This is a genomic window from Larkinella humicola, from assembly GCF_008727875.1.
GTDB lineage: Bacteria > Bacteroidota > Bacteroidia > Cytophagales > Spirosomataceae > Larkinella > Larkinella humicola.
Map to the genome: position 1 here is coordinate 441,075 of NZ_VTWS01000004.1, position 23,086 is coordinate 464,160.

Genomic DNA, 23,086 nt, shown 5'->3' on the forward strand with positions numbered 1-23,086 from the left:
GTGTGAAAACGGCAATCTACGGGGTGGATTGCGACAATCGCGAGAGGGCCACGCTGGCCGTGATGGCGATAAAAAAAGGGAGCAAAGCGGTTTCTTTTTCCGGTTGTCTTTCAACCCGATACCGGAAATTTTTCGCGAATGAATCGTTCAATGGAGAAATAAAAAAACTAAATTGGCGAACACCCGCTTGTTCACCGATGGCTTCCCAGAACGATTTAGAATTTACGTATTCCACGATTGACCAAATTTTCCGTCTCAGCGTGGGCCAGACCGGCGACTACAGCGGGGCGATGTACAACGGCAATTTTAAGCTGACGCTGGAGGAGGCTCAACGCCAGAAACACCGTTTCATCGCGGAGAGTCTGGGCATTACCAAAGGCACAAAAGTGCTCGACATGGGGTGCGGCTGGGGGCCGTTCCTGACCTACATCAAGGGCCAGGGGGCAATTGGCCGGGGTGTAACGCTGTCGTCGGCGCAGGCTGCGGCCTGTGTGCAGAATGGCCTGACGGTGGAAGTGAAAGACTGCCGCCTGATTACCCCCGCCGATTACGGCACCTTCGATGCCGTCAGTTGCATCGGGGGCATGGAGCATTTCTGTTCGATCGAGCAGTACAAAGCCGGTCAGCAGAATGCGGTGTATGCCGACTTTTTCAAAAATCTTTACAACCTGCTTCCCGTGGGTGGGCGGTTTTACATGCAGACGATGGTTTTCAGCAAGAACATGCTGCCGCTGGAAGAAATCAGTCTGGAGGCACCCAAAGACTCGGATTCCTATGCCCTCGCGCTGATGATTGCCCAGTTTCCGGGTTCGTGGCTGCCTTACGGCCCCGAGCAGGTGATCCGGAACGCGGCCCCTCATTTCAAGCTGATTTCGCAAAGCAGCGGGCGGCTCGACTACATCGAAACCATCGGTCAATGGCGGAAGCGGTTTCGGGCATTCAATCTAAAGAAATACGCATTGTACGCTTCGCTGTTGCCCCGGTTTCTAACCAACAAGGCCATGCGGGATCTGATCGCCGTTTTCCGGGTCAGCCCAAACCGGGTTTGCTTCGAACGCGAGACGATGGATCATTACCGGCTGGTGTTTGAGAAAGTGTAGGTGTGCTGATCACGTTTGTAAGCTTGATCAGCAACCGCCAGCCACCGCCCGAAAAATCGACACTACCGTGACACCATCATGCTCCAGCACTAAATAGCCGTCGGGATGGGTTCGTAACGTAACCGGTGAAGGCGGAAATGACGCCGGGATCTCCAGGTTGGGCTGGAGCCAAAAATCGCTTTCCTGTAAATACCGAACCCATTGGTACCCTTCCTGGTGTTTCTCAAACCGACTGTCGTCAGGATTCCCGACCACGTCGTCAATTTCGCGTCCGAAGAACATTTTCAGTCCGTTTTTGGCGGTACGATCAATGGCCAAACCGTCGATAACACCGAATACTGCCCGGTAGTGCTCATAGGCGTTCAGCGTACGCCGACGCCAGTCCGGTTCCAGATGATTCGAATGAGGTTCGGTCAGGAGCAACGCATTGGGCCTGACCGAGCGCATGAAATGGAAAAAAGCTTGCCGTTGCGCAACCGTCGGCAGGTGGTGAATGGTGAGCGAACTGTTGACTACCAGGACGTCGTAGTGTTTCGGGAAAGCCCGGAGCAACGCATCGGGAGCCAACTCCTCAACCAGCGAAACGACCGGCATAAATTCAACGGAAAACGGAGCTTTTTCAGCCGCCTGACGGATCAGCGTTTCAGCATAGGCTACGGCATCCGCAAATGGTTCGACGCCCACCACCGTCAGGTGTTTCAGTCGGGTTCGGGTGGCCACTAATTCGTCGATCAGGCGGGCAATCTGAATACCGCGCCCAATACCAACATCCATCACCACGGCCTGTTCCGCCAGCTTCAGCTCGTTGACCATTGCCCGGTTCGTAAGGGCATGACTCATCACTACAAACGGCAACTGATTGATCAACAGATCGAAGAGAATAATCTGCGGAATCTCGTACTGCTGAAGATACAGATGCTCGTGTGAACCGGCCTGTGGCTGAACATGATCGCGGATCGCTTTCAGAAACAGCGTGTCCAGCAAGGCTTCCGGCCGGTTTTCAATTTGCAGCAAACTGGTTTGCAACTGCTCCTCCAGCTTTTTCAAGATCAGAGGAGCAAGGCTTTCATGGAGGGAGTCAACAAACTGACCGAGTTCTGATGCGGTCATTTCACCGAAAACAGCTTCAGACAAACCGGAGCCGGGACTTTCACCTGCGTACCGGTCGGCGATAGTTTGCCGGTTTTCGAATCCAGTTTATACACCACAATGTTGTCGGTATCCTGGTTGGCGGCAAACACGTATTCGCCTTTCGGATCGACCAGAAAGTTGCGGGGCGTTTTGCCTTCGGTGGGCTGCTGGCCGATTAGCGTGACCTTGCCATCGTTGGCAATCGACAGGATTGCCAGCGCGTTATAACCGCGGTTCGAGTGGTACAGGAACTTGCCTTTCGGGTCGGTGTGGATGTCGGCGCTGGTGTTTTTGTCGGTAAAATCGTCCGGAAGCGTTTTTACATTGTCCTGAATCATCGTCAGCGCACCGGTTTTGCTGTCGAGCGCGAAGGTCGCGACGCTGGAGGTCAGTTCTTCCACCAGATACAGGTATTTCCCGTTGGGATGGATCGTGATGTGGCGCGGTCCTGAACCCGCCGAAACCGTCGCGTAGGGCGTTGCCGCCGGTTTTACTTTGCCGGTGGCCTTGTCAAATTCGTAAATATAAACCTTGTCGGTGCCGAGGTCACAGACGTACACAAAGCGGTTGTTGGGTGACACCGTGGCCGAGTGAATGTGCGGTTTTTCCTGCCGTTGGGTGTTGGGGCCTTTGCCTTCGTAGCTTAGGGTGTCCGTCGCGGGGGCCAGGGTGCCGTCGTTCTGGATGGGCAAAACCGTGAACGTGCCACCGCCGTAGTTCGACACAAACGCCAGCTTGCCGGTTTGGTCGATGGCAATGTGGCAGGGGCCGCGGCCGTGCGACGACTGCTGGTTCATCATCGTCAGCTTGCCGGTTTTGGGCTCGATGGTGTAGGAACTAACGCCCCCGGAATTGGGAGCCGCTTCGTTGACCGAATACAGATACTTGCCGGTTGGATGAATGGCCAGAAACGAAGGACTTTTGGCGTTCGAAACCGTCTGGAGTTGTTTCAGTGAGCCATTGGCCCGGTCAAATTCCAGCACATAAATGCCTTCACTGCCCCGGGTCGAATACGTTCCGACGTAGAGGACTTCTTTGGGGGATTGCGCGTTGACCATCAGGCTAAAGAGCAGGGCGGTTACCGTGAATAATTTTTTCATTCGTCAAGGGGAATAATCAGATCGCAAAGCTAACAAAAAGGACAAGCCGTTAACGGGCCTGTCCTTCTTCTTTCTTTTCAGAAAACGTCACCGGGCTTATTGTTTGCCAAATTCGGCGTTAGCGCGAATGGTAATTTCATCGCTCACCACCGCCACCGGCGTACCGGTTCCGATGCCAAAATCCGAGCGTTTCAGTTCACCGGCAATCTTGAATCCGGCAATCTCTTTCTTATTCATCGGATGCGGAATGGGGCCATTGAGCGTAACGTCCAGCGTAACGGGTTTAGTCACGCCATGCATCGTCAGATCACCGGTCACTTTGTATTTCTTGCCTTCTACTTTCTTGAACGAGTTGCTTTTGAAGGTCAGCGTGGGGTATTTGGCCGCATCGAAGTATTTATCACTTTTCAAATCGGCGTCACGGCGGTCGTTGCCGGTATCGATGCTGTTTACGTCGGCCGTCAGTTCAACAACGGCATCCGTAAAGTCGGGTTTCGAGGAGGTGATTTTGGCATCGAACGTCTTAAAATTCCCATCGACATCCGAAACCAGGAGGTGAGTAACCGTAAAACCAACTTTGGCGTGTGCTTTGTCCACGGTCCAGGTTTGTGCAAAAGTGGCTGCGGATGCGAATAGACAGGCAATAAATAGGGTGACTTTTTTCATAAAATTTCAGGATTTGATTGAAAATGGATTGCTTTTCGAGCAACTAGTATACGCAAAAATTCTTGTATAGACATATAATAAATCACTTTTTCCACAATTTACAGTATCTATCAAGGGCGAAAAGCGGAATCAGGGTTTGTCGGGAAAGCGGTTTTTGGGGTTGCCCCGGAGCGCGGCCAGGTTCCGGCCTTCATGACGGCCATAAATAAGATGTTTGGGCTGCCCCACCACCTGAGAACCGTAGATGCCCCGGTGGCCGGAGAAAAAATAAGCCACAACGCAGGCCAGGGCTACATAAACGCCACAATCGGCCCCGAACAACTCAATGGCCATCAGCGTGCAGGCCAGGGGCGTATTGGCCGCTCCGGCAAAAACCGCCACGAACCCCATGCCAGCCAGCAAGCCGGTGGGCAGCGGAACGATGTACGAAAGCGCATTGCCCAGGGTCGCGCCAATGAAAAACAAGGGCGTTACCTCTCCGCCCTTGAACGCAGCTCCCAGCGTGAGGGCCGTCAACAGGATTTTGAGGGCGAAATCGTAGGGCGGAAGCTGAACCAAAAAGGCGTCCAGAATGGTCGGGATGCCCAGTCCGATGTATTTCGTTGTGCCGAGGGCCAGCACCGCCAGCGCCACCAGTGCTCCGCCAATCAGGGGTCGCAAGGGAGGATAGGCAATTTTGCGTTTGAAAAAACCGCTGATGGCGTACGTCAGGCCACTGAAAACCACTGAACAAATCCCGAAAACCGCCCCGGCGACCATTGACCAGAGAACCGCCCCGGCGGAGAGTTCCGGCACCAGCGGAATGTGGTAGTGGGTGTGCCCGACCTGCCAGGCCCGTGTGGTGAGATCCGCAAAAACGGAAGCGGCAAAGGCAGGAAACAGGGCATCGTATTTCAGGCGGCCGAGGAGGAACACTTCCAGCCCGAAAACCGCCCCGGCCAACGGAGTGCCGAAAACCGAGCCAAAACCGGCCGCGATGCCAGCCACGAGCAGCAGTCGCCGGTCGCGCGGACGCAGCCGCAGCAGGCGGGTGAACTGGTCGGCCAGAGAGCCGCCGATTTGCAAAGCCGTTCCTTCGCGCCCCGCCGAGCCTCCGAACAGGTGCGTGGCGAGGGTGCCGATCAGCACGAAAGGAGTCATTTTCAGCGGAATGATTTGGGCCGGTCGGTGGATCGTTTCGAGAAGCAGGTTATTCCCGGCTTCGACGTCCTTCCCCCAATAGTGATAGAGACAACCGATCAGAAAACCGCCGAGGGGCAGAAAGGCAATGATCCAGCGGTGATTTTCCCGCCAGTGCGTAACCCAATCGAGCGACACCAGAAACAGGGCCGATGCGGAGCCGACGCACAGGCCAACGATGGCCGAGAGCAACAGCCATTTAACCAGAAAAAAAAGAATCGGTTGCTGCCAGAAAAGCGGGGTAAGCGGGCGAAAAAGACGAAAGCGAGACGAGGCCATCATAAAAATACCTATCAGGGATACAAAACAGCTTTTGAACCTAATAGGCGCCATCATCCCCGGAGCGGGGCGGTTTCAGCAGGAAGACACCATTTCCTGTACGATGAGGCAATAATACGCGGTTTTTTGAAAATCCCCAAGCCCGGTCTGTCGCTGTTGGTTATGTGAGAGAAAAAAGTAACTTTTGTTTTCGCGTCGGACCCAAACCGACGTCCTTTCATCAACCTAAACGAAGTAGTTCTTCATGCAATTCAGGATTAGTGTGTTGTTTTTGCTGCTCAATGGAGCTTCCTACGCCCAAAAACAACCTTTTACGGCGGCTCAGTTATTCAAAAACGAAAAAACAAATACCCTGCAAACGCTGCCTGCCATCAAGGGCTGGGCCGATGATGCACATTATCTGTTGACGAAGGGTGAGAAAACCTATGCCGTCGATGTCAAAACCGGGCAGGAAAGCGAACACAAGGAAACCGGTGGCTGGGTGATTTATCCGCCTTTATCGGCTTCGCCTGATGACAAAGGCCAGAACCGTACGTATTCGCCCGATGGGAAGTGGCTGGCGTACACGCGTGACAGTAAAAACCTTTACCTGCGGGATTTGAAAACCGGGAAGGAAAACCAACTGACCACCGACGGTTCGGAAACCATTTACAATGGCTACGCAGCCTGGCTGTATTGGGAGGAAGTGCTGGGCCGGGCCACGCAGCACAAGGCTTTCTGGTGGTCGCCAGATAGTAAATACCTGGCATTCATGCGGTTTGATGAGGGCAAGGTGCCGGTTTTTCCGATTGCCGGAGCCACCGGGCAACACGGGTATCTGGAAAGCCAGCGGTATCCCAAACCGGGCGATCCGAACCCACTGGTGAAAATGGGCGTGGTGGAAGTCGCCACCGGAAAAACCGTCTGGGCGGATTACGACGCTAATGCTGATCACTATTTCGGCACGCCGTTCTGGACACCCGACTCAAAAGACCTCTGGATGCAGTGGAAAAACCGGGGTCAGGACAACCTGAAATTGATTGCGATCGACCCGGCAACCGGCAGCAAAACCGAACTGGTCGATGAGCGTCAGAAAACCTGGGTGGACTGGCTGACGACGGTTCACTTTTTGAGCGATGGCAAGCAGTTTATCCGGATGAGCGACGCGTCGGGCTGGATGCACCTCTACCTGCATACGATGGATGGCAAGCTGAAAAACCCGGTGACCAGCGGAGACTATACGGTGACGGGCGTTTCGCTCGTCGATGCCAAAAACGGTCTGGTCTATTTCACGGCCCGCAAGGAAAATTCGGCCCGGACGGATCTCTATAAAGTGAAACTCGATGGCAAGGGATTGCAGCGGCTGACGTTCGGGGAGTTCAGCCATCAGGTACAGGTTTCGCCCGGCGGCAGTCATTTCATTACGACCTATTCCAACCTCCAGACCCCGCCGAAAATGGCGCTGCTGGACAAAAATGGCAAGCTGATTCGGGAACTGGGCGATGCGAAAGGTGCTGATTTTGACAAGTTTACCGTCGCCAAAACCGAACTGGTGCGGGTGCCGACGACCGACGGGTTTCAGCTCCCGATGACGATCAAATATCCCACGAACTTCGACCCCAGCAAACGCTACCCGGTTTTGATCAGCATCTACGGCGGCCCCAATGCCGGGTCGGTTTATGACCGCTGGAGCTACACCCCGGCTGCGCAGTGGTATGCCCAGGACGGCTTGTTGCAGGTCGCCATCGACCACCGGGCTTCGGGGCATTTTGGCAAAACCGGGCAGAATTTCATGCACCGCAACTTGGGAAAATGGGAACTGGAGGATTACAGTACGGCGGTGAAGTGGCTGGTTGACAAAGGGTTGGTCGATCCCAAAAAAGTGGCGATTACGGGCGGGAGCTACGGCGGTTACGTGACGGCGCTGGCCCTGACGCGGGGTGCCGACGTTTTTACGCACGGAATCGCCAACTTCGGCGTCATGGACTGGCAGTTGTACGACACCGAATACACGGAACGGTTCATGGATACCCCCGCCGAAAACCCCGAAGGCTACAAAGTAAGCTCCGTGCTGCCGTATGCCGACCGGCTGAAAGGAACGTTGCGGATTGTCCACGGTACGATGGACGACAACGTCCACATGCAGAATTCCGTCCAGTTGGTCGATCAACTGGAAACGCTCAACAAGCATTTTGAATTCATGATTTATCCCGGTGCGCGGCACGGTTTTGGTACAACCGGCAAGGTCAAACACGCCCAGGCCGAGACCGCCCGGTTCATTTACCGGTATTTGCTGGAAAAACCGTTTCCGGCGGAGGTGTGGGAGTGAAACTCTATGGGAATACCGGGATAAGTCGAATGGCAAGTATATTTTAGCAGGATTTTCTTTAGAAAAAGGGATAAATTGACGGATACCAGCGCACGGGTTTTAGTATCGGAAGCAATGTTCCCCGAAGCCTCAAGTCCTTATTTACGTTGCAATATGTTTATAGAAAAAATCAAATCCGGCGAATCAGGGGTGCTGCTGTATGGCATTACACCTCCTAAAGTCAGTACCGCTCCTGATCGAATTGCCGAAATTGCCCAAAAAACAATCGACCGACTCGCTGTTCTGGATATTGATGCGCTGGTGGTGTATGATGTACAGGATGAGTCGGCGCGGACAAATGAAGAAAGGCCCTTTCCCTTTATCAATGCACTGGACCCGCTGGATTTTGCCGCCGATTATCTGAGCACTTTATGCATTCCCAAAATAGTCTATCGGCCAGCCGGAAAATTTTCTGCCAATGAGTTGTCCGACTGGCTGGAAGAGCTGCACAGACAGCAGTTCTATCCCGTTTTTGTCGGCATTCCGGCCCCGGATTTTCCGGTAAAAACGAGCCTTCCGGAAGCCTATCAACTCTGGAGCAAGCACCGGGACACGTCCGTTATGGGCGCTGTTACCATTCCTGAAAGGCATCATGTGCTGAAAGATGAAGAAGTGAGGGTGCTGGATAAAATGAACCACGGGGTTTCGTACTTTATTTCCCAATGTGTCTTCAATCTGGACTATGCCCGGCAAGTGATCGAAGATCTGGCCATCCGTTGTAAACGGCAAGGGGTCACTCCACCGACGCTCATTTTCACGATTACCGCCTGCGGATCGGCCAAAACCCTGCATTTTATGGAGTGGTTGGGTATCCACATACCGGATGAAGTGAAAGCAGAACTGAACGCATCGGACGATATGCTGGAGAAATCGGTGAGAATTTGCCTCGACATTGCCTCGGCACTGACCACCATCTGTTTGAAACACGCCATCCCGTTTGGTTTCAATATCGAAAGTGTTGCCATTCGCAAAGCAGAGATCGAGGCTTCGATCGATCTGGTGAATCAAATAAGTCAGATGCTGAAGGAGAAAGGGGTCAGAAAGTCATCGGAAGGAAAAGAGTTCGAGGTTACTACGCTTAGTCGGTCCGATCTCTAATCCGGTCAGAAGTTTGCTGTTTTTGACCAAAAATAGTAGCTTGTTTTGATCCTGTAGAACACAAAAAAGCCCGGGAGATCGTCTCCCGGGCTCACCGCCTAACGCTAAATCGTTTGATTCATACAGGAAATAACACTCGGAGATGGATATAACTATTGGGAAAGATGAACTGAATTTGATAATTAGTAAGCTTGTTTCAGCATTTTTAGATCAAAATTTCCCAGATCAGGAAATCGCTATTACTAAAGACTATTTCTGGCATATTGAGAAAAATAGTCTCTATAACGTATACGCTGATATCAATTCGGAGGATCTAAATCTTGGCTCCTTGCAGGATACAGTCCTGGAATTGAAGAAACTGACTCCTGATGATTACAACCCTGTATCCACCGTTGATATTCGGCGAATTTCATTTATTATAAGATACTTGTCTGGTATATAGATACCCAGCACGCTACTATCAGAGATATGATCGTATCAAAGTACATTTTAGATGTTTTAAAATTGCTATTAGATGGTGATGAAAATGGAAAAGCGGCTAAACTACAAATCCCCTTCTTAAGTGATGCGGAGTATGAGTATACAAACGGTGGCGGTGTTTTTGTTAGCTTCTTACATTCAGAAGAGATTTTTGAGCACAAACTTACTAAAGACGACCTGGTTCTCAACGGTGTAACTATAGTTTCACCAGAGCTTAAAATTGGTGCTGATGCTACAGTTTTTCTAAGAGATGGTATAGTCGATAGATTAGAAATTTGGTCATTCGATGGTAATTATCCTGACCATGATCTAATAAACTATACACTGAAACAAGTTTGGCATGATTCTTCAGGTAGTGTAATAGAAGCGAGTGAATAAATGATATTTTGCATTAATTTTCAATATGGGAATAATAGTCAGCACTAACGCTTCTGGAAATTCCTAAACTATTATGGCAGTAAACGTATTCCCTGAAGACTATGATCTAATCAGTTTTTTTGAGGTAGAGCCAGAGGTGTTAGATACTGATGTACCTTGGTTTTACAATACTATTACCTTTCAAAAACAGTACGCTGATGAATTGTTATACTGTACGTTTTCACCAGCCTATGGAGATTTAGACTTAACGTTGGTTAGTAATCAAAAAAGCAAAACTTATTCTCAGCCTACACAACATTGAGGCCATCCAAATTTTGAAAGAATCCAAAAGTGAACATCTTAAAGTGACTTTTCATCGTGATACCTTATTAAAGGACTTTCTTCTTACTCTTAAACCCCAGGTAAGTATCATTTGGGGAACCACTTACGAAGTAGATTAAATTCTGAATGTTAGCCAAAGCAGGTAATTATAACGCCAAAAAAAGTCTTATCTATCAGCTTCCAGAATTGTAATCAATCCGGAAGTTCTTGAGGATTAAGCTTTTTAGCCAGATGCTTCAAAGCGGGATCACAAACCTGATATAGCTTGAAATTTGATTGAGCTTGATGAAGACTTATAGTATTCGCACCGCCTTCATAATCAGGTTCGGCCAGTTGAATTGGATCATCTTCCCACCAACATACCAGGCAGATACCGTATTGGCCCAAAGGAGGCTCATAGTAGGTGAAATACTCACAACACGGACATTGGTAACGTCCAAATTTATTGCTCTTGGCAGTCATAAATAACTATTCTGTGCAATTAGCTGCTTCGCCAGCGTATAAGCTAAGATAACTTTCCGGCTTTTTTTAGAAAGAAAACAGCCGTTGCAATGAGTACTCCGCACACAATTATGAATTTCCCCAGGGTTTTATCCCAGGTTCCTCTTGCGTAATAGGGTTCTGTCTGCTTGTCTATATACTGCACAAGTCGGTTAAGACGCTCATCTTTGGTATTTTGTGTTTCATCGTAATAAACCGTGATTATTTCCCCGACCTTTAACTCGTCGATTCTCTCGAACTTTGGCTTAAAATCCCCAGCATCCTTACCAATGAAGATTTCAAATGGGTAAGGATATTCTTTAATCTGAATATACCGATACTTTCCAAGGTCTCGGTTAGGATGCTGTTCAAACTGCTTTCCCTGATAAATAATTTTGCCCGAGATTGAATGGAATTCGTTTTTATCCTTTTCGCCCCTTAAAAGAAGAACTGAACCGAGCAAGAGAATAAAAAAAGCACTTAGATAAGCTTTAACGGCAGTCACAGAAGCTACGGTTGAAATTGCACAATTAGGCAATAATAATAGACAACACCCTAATCAACAAACACTTTATTGGTTTTTGAATTGGCAAACTGATAGGGGGCTAAGACAGGCGTGCAGATTAAACGCTTTAGATAAACCCGTTCAGTTGTTCAGTAAAACTTTAATTGGTATAAATTCTATTCAACAAGCAACGGTTTCAGATTTCTGTTGCTTATTTTAGCTGTCTCCTAACCCTGAATGATAATGTTTAAAAAACTGCTGCTGAGCGCCTTTTGTGGCCTTTCGGCCCTGCTTTCCCTGGCTCAGACCGAAATGCCGTTGTATTCCGGCCCAGTGCCGAATGCGAAACCGTCGGACGTCCAGGAAGTGAAACGACCCGATCAGGTGGTGAGCCAAGTCATTCAGCCTACGCTGACAGTCTATCAACCGCCGAACGGCCAGGCCAACGGAACGGCGGTGATCATCTGTCCGGGTGGGGGCTACGGCGTGCTGGTGATGAAACGCGAAGGCTACGATGTGGCCGAAGCCTTCAACAAAATGGGCGTGACGGCTTTCGTACTGAAATACCGCCTGCCGAACGAAAAAACCATGATCGACCCGTCCGTCGGGCCGTTGCAGGACGCGCAGCAAGCCCTCAAAACCGTGCGGCAACGGGCTGCGGAATGGGGCGTTGATCCGAAAAAAATTGGCATCATGGGTTTCTCGGCGGGCGGCCACCTGGCAGCCACCGCCGGAACGCATTTTAACCAGAAAGTGATCGACAATCCGGAAGCAGTCAGTGTTCGGCCGGATTTCATGATTCTGGTGTACCCGGTTATCTCCTTTACAGACCAGGTTGGTCATTCCGGGTCCCGCAAAAATCTGTTGGGTGCTTCACCCAAACCGGAACAGGTGACGTTGTATTCCAATGAGTTGCAGGTCACGTCATCCACTCCGCCGGCTTTCATCACCCACGCCAGTGACGATACGGTGGTGCCGGTCAAAAACAGTCTGCTGTTCTACGAAGCCCTTCAGCAAAATAAAGTGCTTGCCGATCTTCATATCTATACCAAAGGCGAACATGGGTATCTGAAAACACCGGCCTTCGACGAGTGGTTTGGCCGGTGTCGCCACTGGCTGATTCAAACGGGGCTGATGGTTCCGTAAAGGGTATTCCCTGCCAATTAAAACCGTTCTAAAATCCAAAAACCGGGCAATCTTATTAAGATAAGTTCCAGTAACTAACATTGGTATTATTTTTATAAAAAGATCAGTAAATTAGCTCATTAATTTTCTTGTCTGTTTATAATCTCCTTGGTTGTTGGTTGAAGTGGTTGCCCGAAGTATGAAAAAAATCCTACTCCTGCTAGTATTATGTATAGTTGTTTCAGCTCGGGCTCAAAATCCAGCTTCCATGCCGCCCGTACCGGCGATTCAAACCACCATTAAGGCCAGCCTGAAAGCGAAAATCACGGGCGTGGTGATGGATGCTGCTCAGAACAAACCCGTTGAGTTTGCTACGGTGGCCCTGCTGAATCCCAAAACCGAGAAAATTGTTGGCGGAACCACCACCAGCGAAGCCGGTAAATTTACCATCAGCGGGGTGGATGCCGGTGTCTATCGGGTCGTGATCAGTTTTATCGGGTACGAAAATAAGACCATCAATACCGTCCAGGTCGGTTCGGAAGGGGCCGAGGTGGCGCTGGGCGTTGTGCAGATGCAAACCGATTCGCGGACGCTGAACGAGGTGGTGGTGACGGCCGAAAAACCGCTGGTCGAAGACAAAGACGACCGGCTGGTTTACAATGCCGACAAAGACATCACCAACAGTGGTGGCACGGCCATCGACGTGCTGAAAAAAGTGCCTTTGCTGACGGTTGATCCCGACGGGACGGTTACCCTGAAAGGCAGCAGCAGCATTAAAGTGCTGATCAACAACAAACCGTCGAGCATCATGGCCCGCAGCATCAGCGAAGCCCTCCAGATGATTCCGGCGGAGCTGATCAAATCAGTGGAAGTCGTAACGGCTCCTTCGGCCAAATACGACGCGGAAGGAACCGCCGGTGTGATCAACATCATCACCAAAAACCAGTTGCAGGGCCTGACGGGCGGGGTGAATGCCTCGGTTGGGAGCCGCCGGAACAACCTCGGCGGAAACTTTAATTTCAAGCAAAATAAGCTGAGTATCACCTCGTATGGCGGTGGTAACGTGAATAATTATTTCGGTGGTTCCGAAACCATGCGGCAAAACCTGCTGGACGGTCAGGTCATCAGCACGATTGAACAGATCAATGCCTACAAAAACAAAGGGCGGTCGGGGTTTGGCTCCGTGAGTGTCGATTATGACCTCGATTCACTAAACCGCATTGGCGTCGATGCCAGCTTTGGTGGGGAAGGACGGAACACGAATTCCACGCGCGATACGCGGGTAACGTCCGACGATCCGCAGAATTTCCGGCGGTATAACCATACCCAAAACCGCAACCGCAACATGGACGTCAATTTCAACTACACGAAAACGTTCAAGCGGAGTCCGGAGCAGGAATACACCTTTCTGGCGCAGTATAACCGCAACAACAACCACAGCAACTATTCGCTGAACCAGTTTCCGCTGCCCGAAAGCGAGGTGATCGACTACCGGGAGCGCAACAACAACGACAACCAGCAAAAGGAATTCACAATCCAGACCGACTACACCCATCCGTTCTCCACTGTCAAACGCCGGATTCTGGAAGTTGGAACCAAGGCCATTCTGCGCGATGTGGGCAGTGATTACCGCCTGGAAAATGCGCCCGACGGCTCGTTGAATTACCGGGAAGACCCCACCCGCGCCAATACGTTCGACTACCAGCAGTGGGTTTGGTCGTCATATGCGTCGTTTCGGATGCGAACCAGCAAAATGTGGGGTTTTAGCCTCGGCGGACGGATGGAAATGACGAACATCAACGCCAATTTTATTTCGACCAGCACGAAATTTACCGACCGCTACCAGAATTTCCTGCCGAACGTGACCATTTCGAAGCGGTTTGGCGAAGAACGACGGCTGAAACTGAATTACAGCCAGCGGATTCAGCGGCCGTCTATTTTCTACCTGAACCCGTACGTCAACTACTCCGATCCGAAAAACATCCAGACCGGCAACCCGTATCTGGACCCGGAACTGGCGCATTCGGTCGAATTGTCGTACAGTACCTTTACCAAAGGCGGAACAACTGTGAACGCGATGCTATTCGGGCGGCAAACCAACAACGCCATCGAGCGCATCACGACGGTCGACACGAGCGGCATTTCGAGCAGCACCTACCGGAACATCGCCCAGAATTCGACCTACGGCATGAACCTGTTCGGGTCGGCGCGTCCGGTGAAACAGTGGAACATCAGCGGGTCGTTTGGGCTGAACTACAACATTTTGAACAGCAACGCCTTGAACATTACCAACGAAAACTGGAGTTATCGGGTTAACCTGAACACCTCGCTCCAGTTGCCCCACGACATCAGCCTGCAGGCCAACGGTTCTTACAATTCGCGCCGGATTCTGTTGCAGGGGCAATCGTCCGGTTTTTACTACTACGGTTTTTCGGGCCGGAAGGAATTCAAAAAACAGAAAGTGACGATCACCGCCAGTGCCGAGAATCCCTTTCGGCGCTATAACACCATTGTGACCTTGCTCCGCACGCCCACGTTCATCTCGGATGGCTCCAACTACAACGTCATCCGAAACATCCGTTTGTCGGTCAACTGGCGGTTTGGAAAAATGAACGCCGGTCAAAACCGCGAGAAGAAAAAGATTTCGAACGACGACGGGAAACAGGGGTAGCAGGATAACTATACTGGGATAAAGGCTTGGTTTTGGCTGAAAATGCCTACCTTACTCTGCGAATCACGAAATTTGTTTGCCAATGAGAAGATTGCCTGCCCTTCAGGATCCTAGTTCCGTAGCCCCACCTTCCTCCGCTATCGATCGTTTTTTACTGCGCTTTATCCGGGACAGCCGCGACCTGCCGTTCGTCTACCTGACGCTGAAAATCTCGTTTACGCTGGTTCCGCTGGGTATTCTGTTGTTCATCCCGGGCATCACCGGCTGGGTGTGGGGCGTGTTGGCATTTGCCTGTTTTGCATCGTATGCTATTTATAAAGGGCCATTTGGACTCATGGTGCATTGCGCGGCCCACCGGCCGCTGTTCAAACGGGAATACAGTGCGTTGAACTATTACATGCCGACATTTCTGGCGCTTTTCTTCGGGATGTCGCCCGACACCTACCAGAGTCACCACATCGGTATGCACCATCCCGAGAATAACATGCCCGAAGATCTGAGCAGTACGATGACCTACAAGCGCGACAGCGTCAGGGGCTTTCTGATGTATCTGGCTAACTTTTTCTTTCTGGGCGTAATCACACTGATCGGTTATCTGAAGCGGAAAAACCGCCAGAAAATGGCGGAGAAAGCCATGAGCGGTGAAATCCTCTTTCTGACGATGTGCGCGGTTCTGCTGTGGGTAAATGCCCCGGCTACGATTGTGGTGTTTCTGCTTCCGTTTGTCATGACGCGCGTTTTTGGTATGATCGGCAACTGGACGCAACACGCTTTCATCGACCGGAACGATCCGGCGAATGCCTACAAAAACAGCATTACCTGCATCAACGTCAAGTATAACCGCATGTGCTGGAACGACGGGTACCACATCAGCCACCACTGCCGCCCGGCCATGCACTGGAGCGAGCATCCCAGGTTTTTCCTAAAAACCCTCGACCAGTATGCGGCCCACAAAGCCATTGTTTTCGAAGGACTCGACTATGGACAGGTTTTCGGCTTACTCCTGAGCAAACAGTATAATCGACTGGCCAAACACGTCGTCAACGTCAACGGTGCGTTTCAGAACGAACAGGAAATCATCGAGTTGATGAAATACCGGGTGCGGCCTATTTTGGAATGGAATCCGGAGAAGGCGTCGGTAGCAGCCTGAGGATTATACTGAAATGATAAATATTAAATGATGAACGCTAAATGTAAAATTGGTGTGATAAGCTCCTAACTTTTACATTTAGCGTTCATCATTTAACATTTAAAATTTCTTTTTCCTTCACTATTGGCTCACCCGAACCGAAACCGCCGTGGTTCGGGAATTGGCCCGTAGCAACATCAGCGCAATGACAAAGAATACCGATTCGGTCACCAGCCATTGCCGGCCAAAATCGCCCAAAGCCCCTTCGGCGAAAACCGTGATGGTGCGCGACAGTGCGTAAAAGCCCCACAGCAGACACAGAAAAGCCAGACCCTTGTTGACGTCATTGAGCATGAGGTAAATGAGGCTGATAAATAGGGTCAGACCAACTCCGCCATACACGCCCCGAATGGAGCTAAAAGCATCCGTGTTGTTGAGTTGAACGTGAACCAGATCCATAACGGATTGGGGGTCGGCAAAAGCCATCATACTGACCGAGAGGAGAGCCAAAGCCGACAGCAGGATGAATACCTGGGCGGCCCGTTTTGCAATCGTTTGCGTTTGCATGTTCGTCGTAGTTGTTGGTTTACGAGGCAAAGTTGCAGACGTTTTTCGTCAGAAATCTTGGTCTTGACCAGGATTTTAGCAAAAGATCATTCTACGTCACCATGCGGTCATATACCTCGTCGAACCCGGCGTTTTTGCTTAGTTTGTAATGCTCCGCGTGGTAGCGGTCGAGTTTGTCCAGAATCTGAATCAGCAGGGCTTTTTCACCCTCGGTCAACGAACTGTAGGCGACATCGGCCACCCGGTTCATCACCGGAAAACACTCTTGCAGGATGGTCAGACCCGCTTCGGTGATGCGCAGGCGTTTGGAACGCCGGTCGTTTTCGTCCGGAAATTCTTCAATATACCCCATGCCCACCAGCCGGTTCACCACGTCGATTCCGGAGGCAAACTCCACCATCATTTCGTAGATCAACTCGCTCTTCTTGGGCGTTCCCATTTGCGCCAGCACGATCAGATAAACCGGCTCCTCAATGCTTTTGAAGTTGAGTGGAAACATGGCTTTTTTGGAATAAAAATAACCGTACTTCGACAACCGCCCGACCAACGCAGCCAGCCGCGACGATGGCCGGATCTCCGTCAGCGACCGGTTTGCGGTTCCCGTCAGGCTCTCCACCCATTTTTCATCGTATAACCCGTCAGGAGAAGCCACCGGGCTGTGCTGATTGAGGACAGCAGGCTGAGCGGTTTCGGTTAAATAATGCAGACAAAAGCCGGCCACATCCGCATCGGGCGTAGCCTCACTGTATTTGGCCCACGCATTCACTAAATCGATAAGTTGCTGTTCTCCCCGGTCCATATCACTATGATTTCGTACAAAATAACGGATTAGCACTCGTGTTTAACTACGGAAATAAAATATTTTTTCAAATATAGTAAACATTAATTATGTTTTCGTAGTAATATTGCAAATGTATACAGTGTATAATTACGAAATCGTAGTTTTGCTTCCCTGGTCGAAGTGTCATCACAGAATGCATTTAGCTTATCAAAACCGATGATAGCAGAATTAAAAGGCGTTGGTAAGGAATACCAAACCGGCGATCAAACCATTGTGGCCCTGCAACCCACCACCCTGCAACTGAACGAGGGTGAACTGTTGCTCATCATTGGGCCGTCGGGCTCGGGCAAAACGACCTTGCTCTCGTTGCTGGGTTGTGTCATTTATCCCAGCTACGGCGACCTTTGGGTCGATGGACAAAACGTCAATAAGTTGAATCAGAGCGAATTGGCTCGTCTCCGGCTGAATACCATCGGGTTTGTTTTCCAGAATTTCAACCTGCTGGCTCCGCTCACTGCCGAAGAGAACGTGATCATGCCGCTGAAACTGCAGGGCGTGAACAGCGCCGAAGCCCGCGCCCGCACCGAACAGGCCCTCAAAACCGTGGGCATGACCGACCGGCGTCGGAACCTCCCGAAACAATTATCGGGCGGGCAGCAACAACGAATCGCCATCGCCCGCGCCCTCGTCACCAACCCCCGACTGGTGCTGTGCGACGAGCCGACGGCATCGCTGGACAAAAATTCGGTGGGCATTGTCATGCAGGAACTCCGCGCGCTGGCCGACGAAGGCAAGTCGGTGGCCGTCGTAACCCACGATCCCCGCCTGAAACAATACGCCCACCGGATCGTGGAGGTCGATAACGGGGTAGTAAACGAAGTGAACGAATTTAACGACTAAGGCTATGAAACCGGTTTACTTATTTGGTCTACTGATTGGACTCGCGTCCTGTGGAGGCAGCAAAGACAAGACTGCGGAGTCGCAGGATTCTGTTCGGACGGTGCAAACGCCGAAGCGCATCGACGAGGTGCTGGGCATCGCGGTGATCGAGCCGGCAAAGCGAATCAGCCAGCTATCGGCCGAAACCGGTGGGCTGGTCAAAAGCATTGCCGTCAACATCGGCGAGGAAGTGAAAAAAGGGCAGGTGATTCTGACGATGGATAACGCCGTCGAATCGGCTCAACTACGACAGGCCAGCGTCAAAATCAAAACCCAGCAGGACGCCATTGAAACCGCCCGGCAAAACGTGCAGACGTTGCGCGTACAACTCCAGAAAGCCGAAGCCGATCTGCAACGGAACCAGACGCTGTTTGCCGGAAAAGCGCTGACGCAGAAGGATCTGGACGATTCGAAGTATGAAGTGACGAACCTGCAACAGCAAATCCGGGCGTCGGAAGCCCAGGTTCGGGAGGCTCAGGGGCGCATCAGTGAACTCCGGGCCGACATTCAGTATGCCTCGACGGTGGCCGGGCTGAAAACCGTGAAAGCACCCGAAAATGGAACGTTGCTGAGCCTGGATGCCAAAGTCGGCCAGTTTCTGTCCAGCAACCAGTCCATCGGCGATTTTGCCCCGGCGGGTCCGCTCGTGGCCCTGACCGAAATCGACGAACTGTTTGCGCTAAAGGTGAAAGTGGGCCAGAAAGCCTACATCCGGCCCCAGGGCAGCGACGAACGTCTGACCACGGGCACGGTGGTGCTGACGTCGCCCTACCTCCGCAAAAAATCGCTCTTTGCCGACAATGCCGCCAACCTCGAAGACCGGCGCGTTCGCGAAGTTCGGGTGCAACTGGACGACCCCGGCAACGTCATCATCGGCGCCCGGGTCGAATGTCTCATTTCAATTCAATAAGGCAAAAACCGCCTTTTACCATGTTTAGAATCGCGTTCAAATTCATCCGGTACGATGTGGCCAAGTCGCTCGGCGCACTGGCGGGGATCGTTATTTCAGTGTTTCTGGTGGGGCAGCAGGCCGGTATTTTCATCTTCCTGACCGACGCCATGCGGAGCATTGTTGACAACAACAAGGGCTACATCTGGGTGACGGACGAAACCACGACCAACGCCAACCAGCTCAGTCCGCTCGACGTTCGGAAAGGTTACGAAATCGGTTCGCTGCCGGGCGTGGAGCGGGTGTATCCGGTGGTCATCGCCGGAGCCGGGGCCAAATTTGCCAACGGCACCACGAGCGGTTTTTCGCTGATTGGCTCCGAAGCCCCCGCTTTTGCCGGTGGCCCGTGGCGGCTCTACACTGCCAAACCGGCTGATATGATTCCGGAAGGCGCTCTGATTACTGATTTCTACGATGCCAAAGCCCTCGGCGGACTCAAACCCGGCGATTATTTCGAAGTCAACGGGAAGAAGGTGTACAACGCCGGGCTGACGCGGGGCGCGCGCTCGTTTGGCGGGGGATTACTGGCCTTCACGACCATCGAACGCGCCCGGTATCTGGCCAACATCCCGACCAACAAGGTGAGCTTTTACCTCGTCAAACCCAAAACCGGTGTCCTGGAAGCAACGGTTATTCAGCAGATTAACCAGAGCATCACCGGTGTGCGGGCCTGGAATGCCGATGACCTCTCGCAGGTTACCGTCAAAACCGTGTTGGCTACCAACGGGATTGCGGCTTCGTTCGGTAGCCTGATCGGTTTTGCGGTCATTTCCGGACTGGTCATCATCGGACTAACGCTCTATTCGGCAGCCATTGACCGCATCAAGGATTACGGCACCCTCAAAGCGATTGGCGCTACCAACGGTTACGTCAGCCGCCTGATTCTGACCCAGGCACTGCTGTTTGCTGTCGTAGGCTACGTGGTGGGTCGGGGATTGGCCGAGGCTTTCCGGCTGGGCATTGCGCAGTCGGGAACGCTGTTTTTCTTCCCGATCTGGTTTGAATACGCCCTGTTCGTCATCACGCTGGTCATCTCGCTGGGCGGTTCGGTATTCGCCATCCGGCGCATCAACTCGCTGGAACCGGCCACGGTTTTCAGGGGCTAATTTCATTGAGTGAATGAGTGGTTGAGCGATTGAGTGATCAGGCTCGGCTAGTTAATACTTATTGTGCCATCTTACTCTTCAAAAGTAACATGAAACGAATAGCCCACATAGAATATCTTCTGCATTTTAACTCCACTTTCGTAGCCCGATTCGCGCTTTTGCTCGCCGGCCTGCTTTCACTCCATCACGCATTCGCTCAATCACCGCCCGGCGGCCCGGTCACTAAAATCACGCTCGCTCAGGCGTTGCAGCAGGCGCAGGCGAATCGGCTGGAACTGACGAATCAGCGGTTACAGACGCAGATTACAGAGAGTGACGAAGCCCGGCGACGCGCCCAATGGCAACCGCAGCTCAATGCCGGAGCCGATTTTCGCTGGAACACACAGATTCAGCGAAGCGTAATCAAAAACGCGCCGTTCGCCAACGGGCAGGATCTGGTGTTGCGGTTTGGTACGCCTTTCAACAACATCCTGAACGTGCAGGCCGAGCAGAAGGTCTACGACGCCCAAAGCCGCATCGATCGTTCGATCAACCGGTTGAACGCCGAAAATCAGCAGACGACGCTGGAAAAACGGAATGTCGAGGTGCGTCAACAGGTAACCGAAGCCTATTACCAGACGGTTTTCAATCGCGAAAAACAGCGGCTGTCGGAACGCGCCCGCAGCCGGGCGCAGGGCTATCTGGAACAGGCGCAGATCCGTTTTCGGGCCGGAACGTTGCTGGAAAGCGAGCTCGACCGGTTTTCGCTGGACCTCAGCAATGCCGAACTGACCTACCGCAACGACCAGCGCGACTATACACTGAGTCTGGAAAATCTCCGCTACCGCATCAACGCCCCGCAACCCATTGAACCCGCCGATTCGCTCCGGGCCTTGTTTGCGGAATTTCAAACGCTGGAACTAACGGCCGGTAATCGCCCGGAACTGCGGACGGAAGAGCTGAACCGGCAGGTCAACGAACTCAACCAGCGCCGGGAACAGGCCCGGCTGGCACCGGTCGTAACGGCCTACGGCGCGTATTTCGCCCAGCAATTTTCCGATGCTTTCAATCCATTCCAGGGCGGAACCTGGTTTCCGTACAATTATGTCGGTTTGCGGGTCAACGTCCCGGTGTTCGACGGGCGACAAACGCGGTTGAACAAACAGGATTACGTCCGGCGGGCCCAGATCAATCAGAATACGCTTCAACAACTGAAAAACGACGTTGACTACGAACTCCGGGCGGCCCGGAACACGCTCGATCAAGCCCGCGGGAACCTCGCCGAAACGCAGAAGAACATCACCCAGGCCCAGAACATTCTGGCCATCGACCGCGTCCGTTTCGACGCCGGGGCGCTGCTGCTGGCCGACTTTCGCAACAGCGAATACAGCCTGCAACAGGCCGAAAACAACTACCTGCGGGCGGTTTATGACGTGTTACTCGGGCAGGTTCAGGTTCGGAAAGCGTTGGGGAATTTGTAAAAACGGGCGTTCTGATTAGCAAAGAGATTGAGGAAATTTCGGCGATTGACGGCACCCGGCAACCAGAAGCTGCTAACGGTTTTTTTTGGATGAGCGGTTCTCCGGAATTTTTTCCAAACCGGGTTTTCTTACTTTTGCCAATTATCACGTCAACGCCCCATGCAACCACAAGCTCAGCAGATTATCCGGATCGGGAGTACGAAAGACAAGGACATGCTGTCGAAACCCCAGAAGGAGTTTAACCGCCTGACCCGGAAAATCGAGACGCTGGAAAAAGAGCTGGTGGAATACCGGGAGGCTTCAACCCGCATTCAGCAACGCATTCAGACCGAACTCCTGCCGCTGCAGACCGAATTTCAGGAACAACGGGCCGCGCTGGTTCGGGTTTTTGATCGCGCCCACGATTCCGGCGCGTTCAAGGCCAATGAACGGAAAAAACTGGTCGACATCATCCTGAATCTAACGTATGACCTCATTTCCGAACACGGCCGGGATGATTTGAAGCCGATTTACGACAAATATGACCCCGACGGTTTCGATGCCACCACGGCCGAAGCCGATGAGCTGACGTCGGAGGCCATGAAGGCGATGTACAGCAGTATGTTCGGCGTTGAGTTTGACGACGATGCAGACGTGAGTTCCCCCGAAAAAATGGCGGAACACCTGCGGCAAAAACTGGAAGAGCAGCAAACTGCCTTCGAGGAACAGCAACGGCAAACCGAGGAGCGACGCGCCCAGAGGCCCAAAACCAAAAAACAACTGGAGCGGGAAGCTAAAAAACAGACCGAAGAACGCAGCACGACGAAAGCCGTGCGGACGGTTTACATGGATCTGGTGAAGGCCTTTCACCCCGACCGGGAACCGGATGAAGCTGAGAAACTGCGCAAAACCGAGGTGATGAAGCGGATTACGGAAGCCTACGAAAAAAGCGATTTGCTGACCTTGCTCCGGTTACAACTGGAGTTTAACCGAATCGATCAGGACCACCTCGAAACGCTGGCCGAAGAACAGTTAAAGTATTACAACAAAATTCTGAAACAGCAGACGCAGGAACTGGAAGAGCAACTTTACGGCCTGCAATCGCAGCTTGCAGCCATCAGTGGAAAATCGCTGCTGTTTGTCTCATCACCGATGAGTCTGGAATTTAGCTTCAAAACCGACGTGCAGGAGTTAAAACGCAGCATCAAGAACCTGAAAAATGATCTGAAAGCCTTTCAGGACGCTGCCCTGATGAAGCAGTGGCTGAAGTCATACCGGATTCAGAAAGCGGGGGATTTTGACGGTTTTTTCTGACG

General features: G+C 51.9%; 23 protein-coding genes and 1 riboswitch. Of the genes, 14 read left to right on the forward strand and 9 right to left on the reverse strand.

Annotated features, from left to right (window positions below):
• Positions 1–16: 16 nt before the first annotated feature.
• Positions 17–151 (reverse strand): hypothetical protein, encoded by a 135-nt coding sequence (locus F0P93_RS31905; RefSeq protein ID WP_255472216.1) that lies wholly within the window; start codon positions 149–151, stop codon positions 17–19.
• Positions 152–197: 46 nt separating this feature from the next.
• On the opposite strand from F0P93_RS31905, the gene F0P93_RS17835 reads away from it, so the two are divergent.
• Positions 198–1,100 (forward strand): SAM-dependent methyltransferase, encoded by a 903-nt coding sequence (locus F0P93_RS17835; RefSeq protein ID WP_150878302.1) that lies wholly within the window; start codon positions 198–200, stop codon positions 1,098–1,100.
• 27 nt (positions 1,101–1,127) lie between these two features.
• Here the strand turns inward: F0P93_RS17835 and F0P93_RS17840 are convergent, their stop codons facing one another.
• The 4 genes from F0P93_RS17840 to F0P93_RS17855 all read right to left on the reverse strand — a co-directional run bounded on the left by F0P93_RS17840 (position 1,128) and on the right by F0P93_RS17855 (position 5,458).
• Complete coding sequence (locus F0P93_RS17840) at positions 1,128–2,210, reverse strand: GRAS family protein (RefSeq protein ID WP_150878304.1); 1,083 nt, start codon at positions 2,208–2,210, stop codon at positions 1,128–1,130.
• Complete coding sequence (locus F0P93_RS17845) at positions 2,207–3,331, reverse strand: lactonase family protein (protein WP_150878306.1); 1,125 nt, start codon at positions 3,329–3,331, stop codon at positions 2,207–2,209. Before F0P93_RS17845 ends, F0P93_RS17840 begins: the two co-directional genes overlap by 4 nt.
• A gap of 96 nt (positions 3,332–3,427) precedes the next feature.
• Complete coding sequence (locus F0P93_RS17850) at positions 3,428–3,997, reverse strand: YceI family protein (RefSeq protein ID WP_150878308.1); 570 nt, start codon at positions 3,995–3,997, stop codon at positions 3,428–3,430.
• Positions 3,998–4,126: 129 nt separating this feature from the next.
• Positions 4,127–5,458, reverse strand: a complete 1,332-nt coding sequence (locus tag F0P93_RS17855; RefSeq protein ID WP_225309528.1) for a voltage-gated chloride channel family protein — start codon at positions 5,456–5,458, stop codon at positions 4,127–4,129.
• Positions 5,459–5,492: 34 nt separating this feature from the next.
• Positions 5,493–5,561, reverse strand: a riboswitch (Fluoride riboswitch).
• 138 nt (positions 5,562–5,699) lie between these two features.
• Between F0P93_RS17855 and F0P93_RS17860 the strand changes: the two genes are divergently transcribed.
• The 5 genes from F0P93_RS17860 (at position 5,700) to F0P93_RS17880 (ending at position 10,059) form a co-directional block, all read left to right on the forward strand.
• Positions 5,700–7,763: a S9 family peptidase gene (locus F0P93_RS17860; RefSeq protein WP_150878310.1), complete on the forward strand. Its 2,064-nt coding sequence runs from the start codon at positions 5,700–5,702 to the stop codon at positions 7,761–7,763.
• A gap of 75 nt (positions 7,764–7,838) precedes the next feature.
• Positions 7,839–8,900, forward strand: coding sequence for a methylenetetrahydrofolate reductase (locus F0P93_RS17865; protein ID WP_225309529.1), 1,062 nt, complete (start codon positions 7,839–7,841; stop codon positions 8,898–8,900).
• A 142-nt stretch (positions 8,901–9,042) separates the two neighbouring features.
• Positions 9,043–9,342: a hypothetical protein gene (locus F0P93_RS17870; RefSeq protein WP_150878312.1), complete on the forward strand. Its 300-nt coding sequence runs from the start codon at positions 9,043–9,045 to the stop codon at positions 9,340–9,342.
• 26 nt (positions 9,343–9,368) lie between these two features.
• Positions 9,369–9,758: a hypothetical protein gene (locus F0P93_RS17875; protein ID WP_150878314.1), complete on the forward strand. Its 390-nt coding sequence runs from the start codon at positions 9,369–9,371 to the stop codon at positions 9,756–9,758.
• A 73-nt stretch (positions 9,759–9,831) separates the two neighbouring features.
• A complete protein-coding gene (locus tag F0P93_RS17880; RefSeq protein ID WP_150878315.1) occupies positions 9,832–10,059 on the forward strand; it encodes a hypothetical protein in 228 nt (75 codons plus the stop codon).
• A 212-nt stretch (positions 10,060–10,271) separates the two neighbouring features.
• On the opposite strand, the gene F0P93_RS17885 is transcribed toward F0P93_RS17880, so the two are convergent.
• Together F0P93_RS17885 and F0P93_RS17890 are read right to left on the reverse strand one after the other, a co-directional pair.
• Positions 10,272–10,541, reverse strand: coding sequence for a CPCC family cysteine-rich protein (locus F0P93_RS17885; RefSeq protein WP_150878317.1), 270 nt, complete (start codon positions 10,539–10,541; stop codon positions 10,272–10,274).
• 43 nt (positions 10,542–10,584) lie between these two features.
• Positions 10,585–11,064: a hypothetical protein gene (locus tag F0P93_RS17890; protein ID WP_150878319.1), complete on the reverse strand. Its 480-nt coding sequence runs from the start codon at positions 11,062–11,064 to the stop codon at positions 10,585–10,587.
• Positions 11,065–11,307: 243 nt separating this feature from the next.
• Here F0P93_RS17890 and F0P93_RS17895 point away from each other — a divergent pair, with 243 nt between their 5' ends.
• The 3 genes from F0P93_RS17895 (at position 11,308) to F0P93_RS17905 (ending at position 16,010) form a co-directional block, all read left to right on the forward strand.
• Positions 11,308–12,210 carry an alpha/beta hydrolase gene (locus F0P93_RS17895; RefSeq protein ID WP_150878321.1) on the forward strand — a complete coding sequence of 301 codons (903 nt, stop codon included), beginning with the start codon at positions 11,308–11,310 and terminating at the stop codon, positions 12,208–12,210.
• A gap of 247 nt (positions 12,211–12,457) precedes the next feature.
• Positions 12,458–14,860 carry a TonB-dependent receptor gene (locus tag F0P93_RS17900; RefSeq protein ID WP_191908846.1) on the forward strand — a complete coding sequence of 801 codons (2,403 nt, stop codon included), beginning with the start codon at positions 12,458–12,460 and terminating at the stop codon, positions 14,858–14,860.
• 82 nt (positions 14,861–14,942) lie between these two features.
• Complete coding sequence (locus F0P93_RS17905) at positions 14,943–16,010, forward strand: fatty acid desaturase family protein (protein WP_150878324.1); 1,068 nt, start codon at positions 14,943–14,945, stop codon at positions 16,008–16,010.
• Between the two features lie 120 nt (positions 16,011–16,130).
• Here F0P93_RS17905 and F0P93_RS17910 read toward each other — a convergent pair whose 3' ends face one another.
• Together F0P93_RS17910 and F0P93_RS17915 are read right to left on the reverse strand one after the other, a co-directional pair.
• Positions 16,131–16,556: a DUF4345 domain-containing protein gene (locus tag F0P93_RS17910; protein ID WP_150878326.1), complete on the reverse strand. Its 426-nt coding sequence runs from the start codon at positions 16,554–16,556 to the stop codon at positions 16,131–16,133.
• A gap of 91 nt (positions 16,557–16,647) precedes the next feature.
• Positions 16,648–17,355, reverse strand: coding sequence for a MarR family winged helix-turn-helix transcriptional regulator (locus F0P93_RS17915; RefSeq protein WP_150878328.1), 708 nt, complete (start codon positions 17,353–17,355; stop codon positions 16,648–16,650).
• Between the two features lie 198 nt (positions 17,356–17,553).
• Here F0P93_RS17915 and F0P93_RS17920 point away from each other — a divergent pair, with 198 nt between their 5' ends.
• From F0P93_RS17920 to F0P93_RS17940, 5 genes are all read left to right on the forward strand, one after another.
• Positions 17,554–18,237, forward strand: coding sequence for an ABC transporter ATP-binding protein (locus F0P93_RS17920; protein ID WP_150878330.1), 684 nt, complete (start codon positions 17,554–17,556; stop codon positions 18,235–18,237).
• 4 nt (positions 18,238–18,241) lie between these two features.
• Positions 18,242–19,186 (forward strand): HlyD family secretion protein, encoded by a 945-nt coding sequence (locus F0P93_RS17925; protein WP_150878332.1) that lies wholly within the window; start codon positions 18,242–18,244, stop codon positions 19,184–19,186.
• 20 nt (positions 19,187–19,206) lie between these two features.
• On the forward strand, positions 19,207–20,331 hold the full coding sequence (locus tag F0P93_RS17930) for an ABC transporter permease (RefSeq protein WP_150878334.1): 1,125 nt from the start codon (positions 19,207–19,209) through the stop codon (positions 20,329–20,331).
• A gap of 89 nt (positions 20,332–20,420) precedes the next feature.
• Positions 20,421–21,791, forward strand: coding sequence for a TolC family protein (locus F0P93_RS17935; protein ID WP_150878336.1), 1,371 nt, complete (start codon positions 20,421–20,423; stop codon positions 21,789–21,791).
• A gap of 159 nt (positions 21,792–21,950) precedes the next feature.
• Positions 21,951–23,084, forward strand: coding sequence for a J domain-containing protein (locus F0P93_RS17940; RefSeq protein ID WP_150878338.1), 1,134 nt, complete (start codon positions 21,951–21,953; stop codon positions 23,082–23,084).
• Positions 23,085–23,086 lie beyond the last annotated feature (2 nt).

Excerpts from the sequence above, each read along its gene's own strand:
- F0P93_RS17915 (WP_150878328.1), bottom strand. The coding sequence starts at position 17,355 with ATGGACCGGGGAGAACAGCAACTTATCGATTTAGTGAATGCGTGGGCC.
- F0P93_RS17885 (WP_150878317.1), bottom strand. The coding sequence starts at position 10,541 with ATGACTGCCAAGAGCAATAAATTTGGACGTTACCAATGTCCGTGTTGT.
- F0P93_RS17860 (WP_150878310.1), top strand. The coding sequence starts at position 5,700 with ATGCAATTCAGGATTAGTGTGTTGTTTTTGCTGCTCAATGGAGCTTCC.
- F0P93_RS17940 (WP_150878338.1), top strand. The coding sequence starts at position 21,951 with ATGCAACCACAAGCTCAGCAGATTATCCGGATCGGGAGTACGAAAGAC.
- F0P93_RS17900 (WP_191908846.1), top strand. The coding sequence starts at position 12,458 with ATGCCGCCCGTACCGGCGATTCAAACCACCATTAAGGCCAGCCTGAAA.
- F0P93_RS17835 (WP_150878302.1), top strand. The coding sequence starts at position 198 with ATGGCTTCCCAGAACGATTTAGAATTTACGTATTCCACGATTGACCAA.
- F0P93_RS17910 (WP_150878326.1), bottom strand. The coding sequence starts at position 16,556 with ATGCAAACGCAAACGATTGCAAAACGGGCCGCCCAGGTATTCATCCTG.
- F0P93_RS17925 (WP_150878332.1), top strand. The coding sequence starts at position 18,242 with ATGAAACCGGTTTACTTATTTGGTCTACTGATTGGACTCGCGTCCTGT.
- F0P93_RS17880 (WP_150878315.1), top strand. The coding sequence starts at position 9,832 with ATGGCAGTAAACGTATTCCCTGAAGACTATGATCTAATCAGTTTTTTT.
- F0P93_RS17855 (WP_225309528.1), bottom strand. The coding sequence starts at position 5,458 with ATGATGGCCTCGTCTCGCTTTCGTCTTTTTCGCCCGCTTACCCCGCTT.
- F0P93_RS17930 (WP_150878334.1), top strand. The coding sequence starts at position 19,207 with ATGTTTAGAATCGCGTTCAAATTCATCCGGTACGATGTGGCCAAGTCG.
- F0P93_RS17850 (WP_150878308.1), bottom strand. The coding sequence starts at position 3,997 with ATGAAAAAAGTCACCCTATTTATTGCCTGTCTATTCGCATCCGCAGCC.
- F0P93_RS17895 (WP_150878321.1), top strand. The coding sequence starts at position 11,308 with ATGTTTAAAAAACTGCTGCTGAGCGCCTTTTGTGGCCTTTCGGCCCTG.
- F0P93_RS17920 (WP_150878330.1), top strand. The coding sequence starts at position 17,554 with ATGATAGCAGAATTAAAAGGCGTTGGTAAGGAATACCAAACCGGCGAT.
- F0P93_RS17845 (WP_150878306.1), bottom strand. The coding sequence starts at position 3,331 with ATGAAAAAATTATTCACGGTAACCGCCCTGCTCTTTAGCCTGATGGTC.
- F0P93_RS17840 (WP_150878304.1), bottom strand. The coding sequence starts at position 2,210 with ATGACCGCATCAGAACTCGGTCAGTTTGTTGACTCCCTCCATGAAAGC.
- F0P93_RS17870 (WP_150878312.1), top strand. The coding sequence starts at position 9,043 with ATGGATATAACTATTGGGAAAGATGAACTGAATTTGATAATTAGTAAG.
- F0P93_RS17905 (WP_150878324.1), top strand. The coding sequence starts at position 14,943 with ATGAGAAGATTGCCTGCCCTTCAGGATCCTAGTTCCGTAGCCCCACCT.
- F0P93_RS17935 (WP_150878336.1), top strand. The coding sequence starts at position 20,421 with ATGAAACGAATAGCCCACATAGAATATCTTCTGCATTTTAACTCCACT.
- F0P93_RS17875 (WP_150878314.1), top strand. The coding sequence starts at position 9,369 with ATGATCGTATCAAAGTACATTTTAGATGTTTTAAAATTGCTATTAGAT.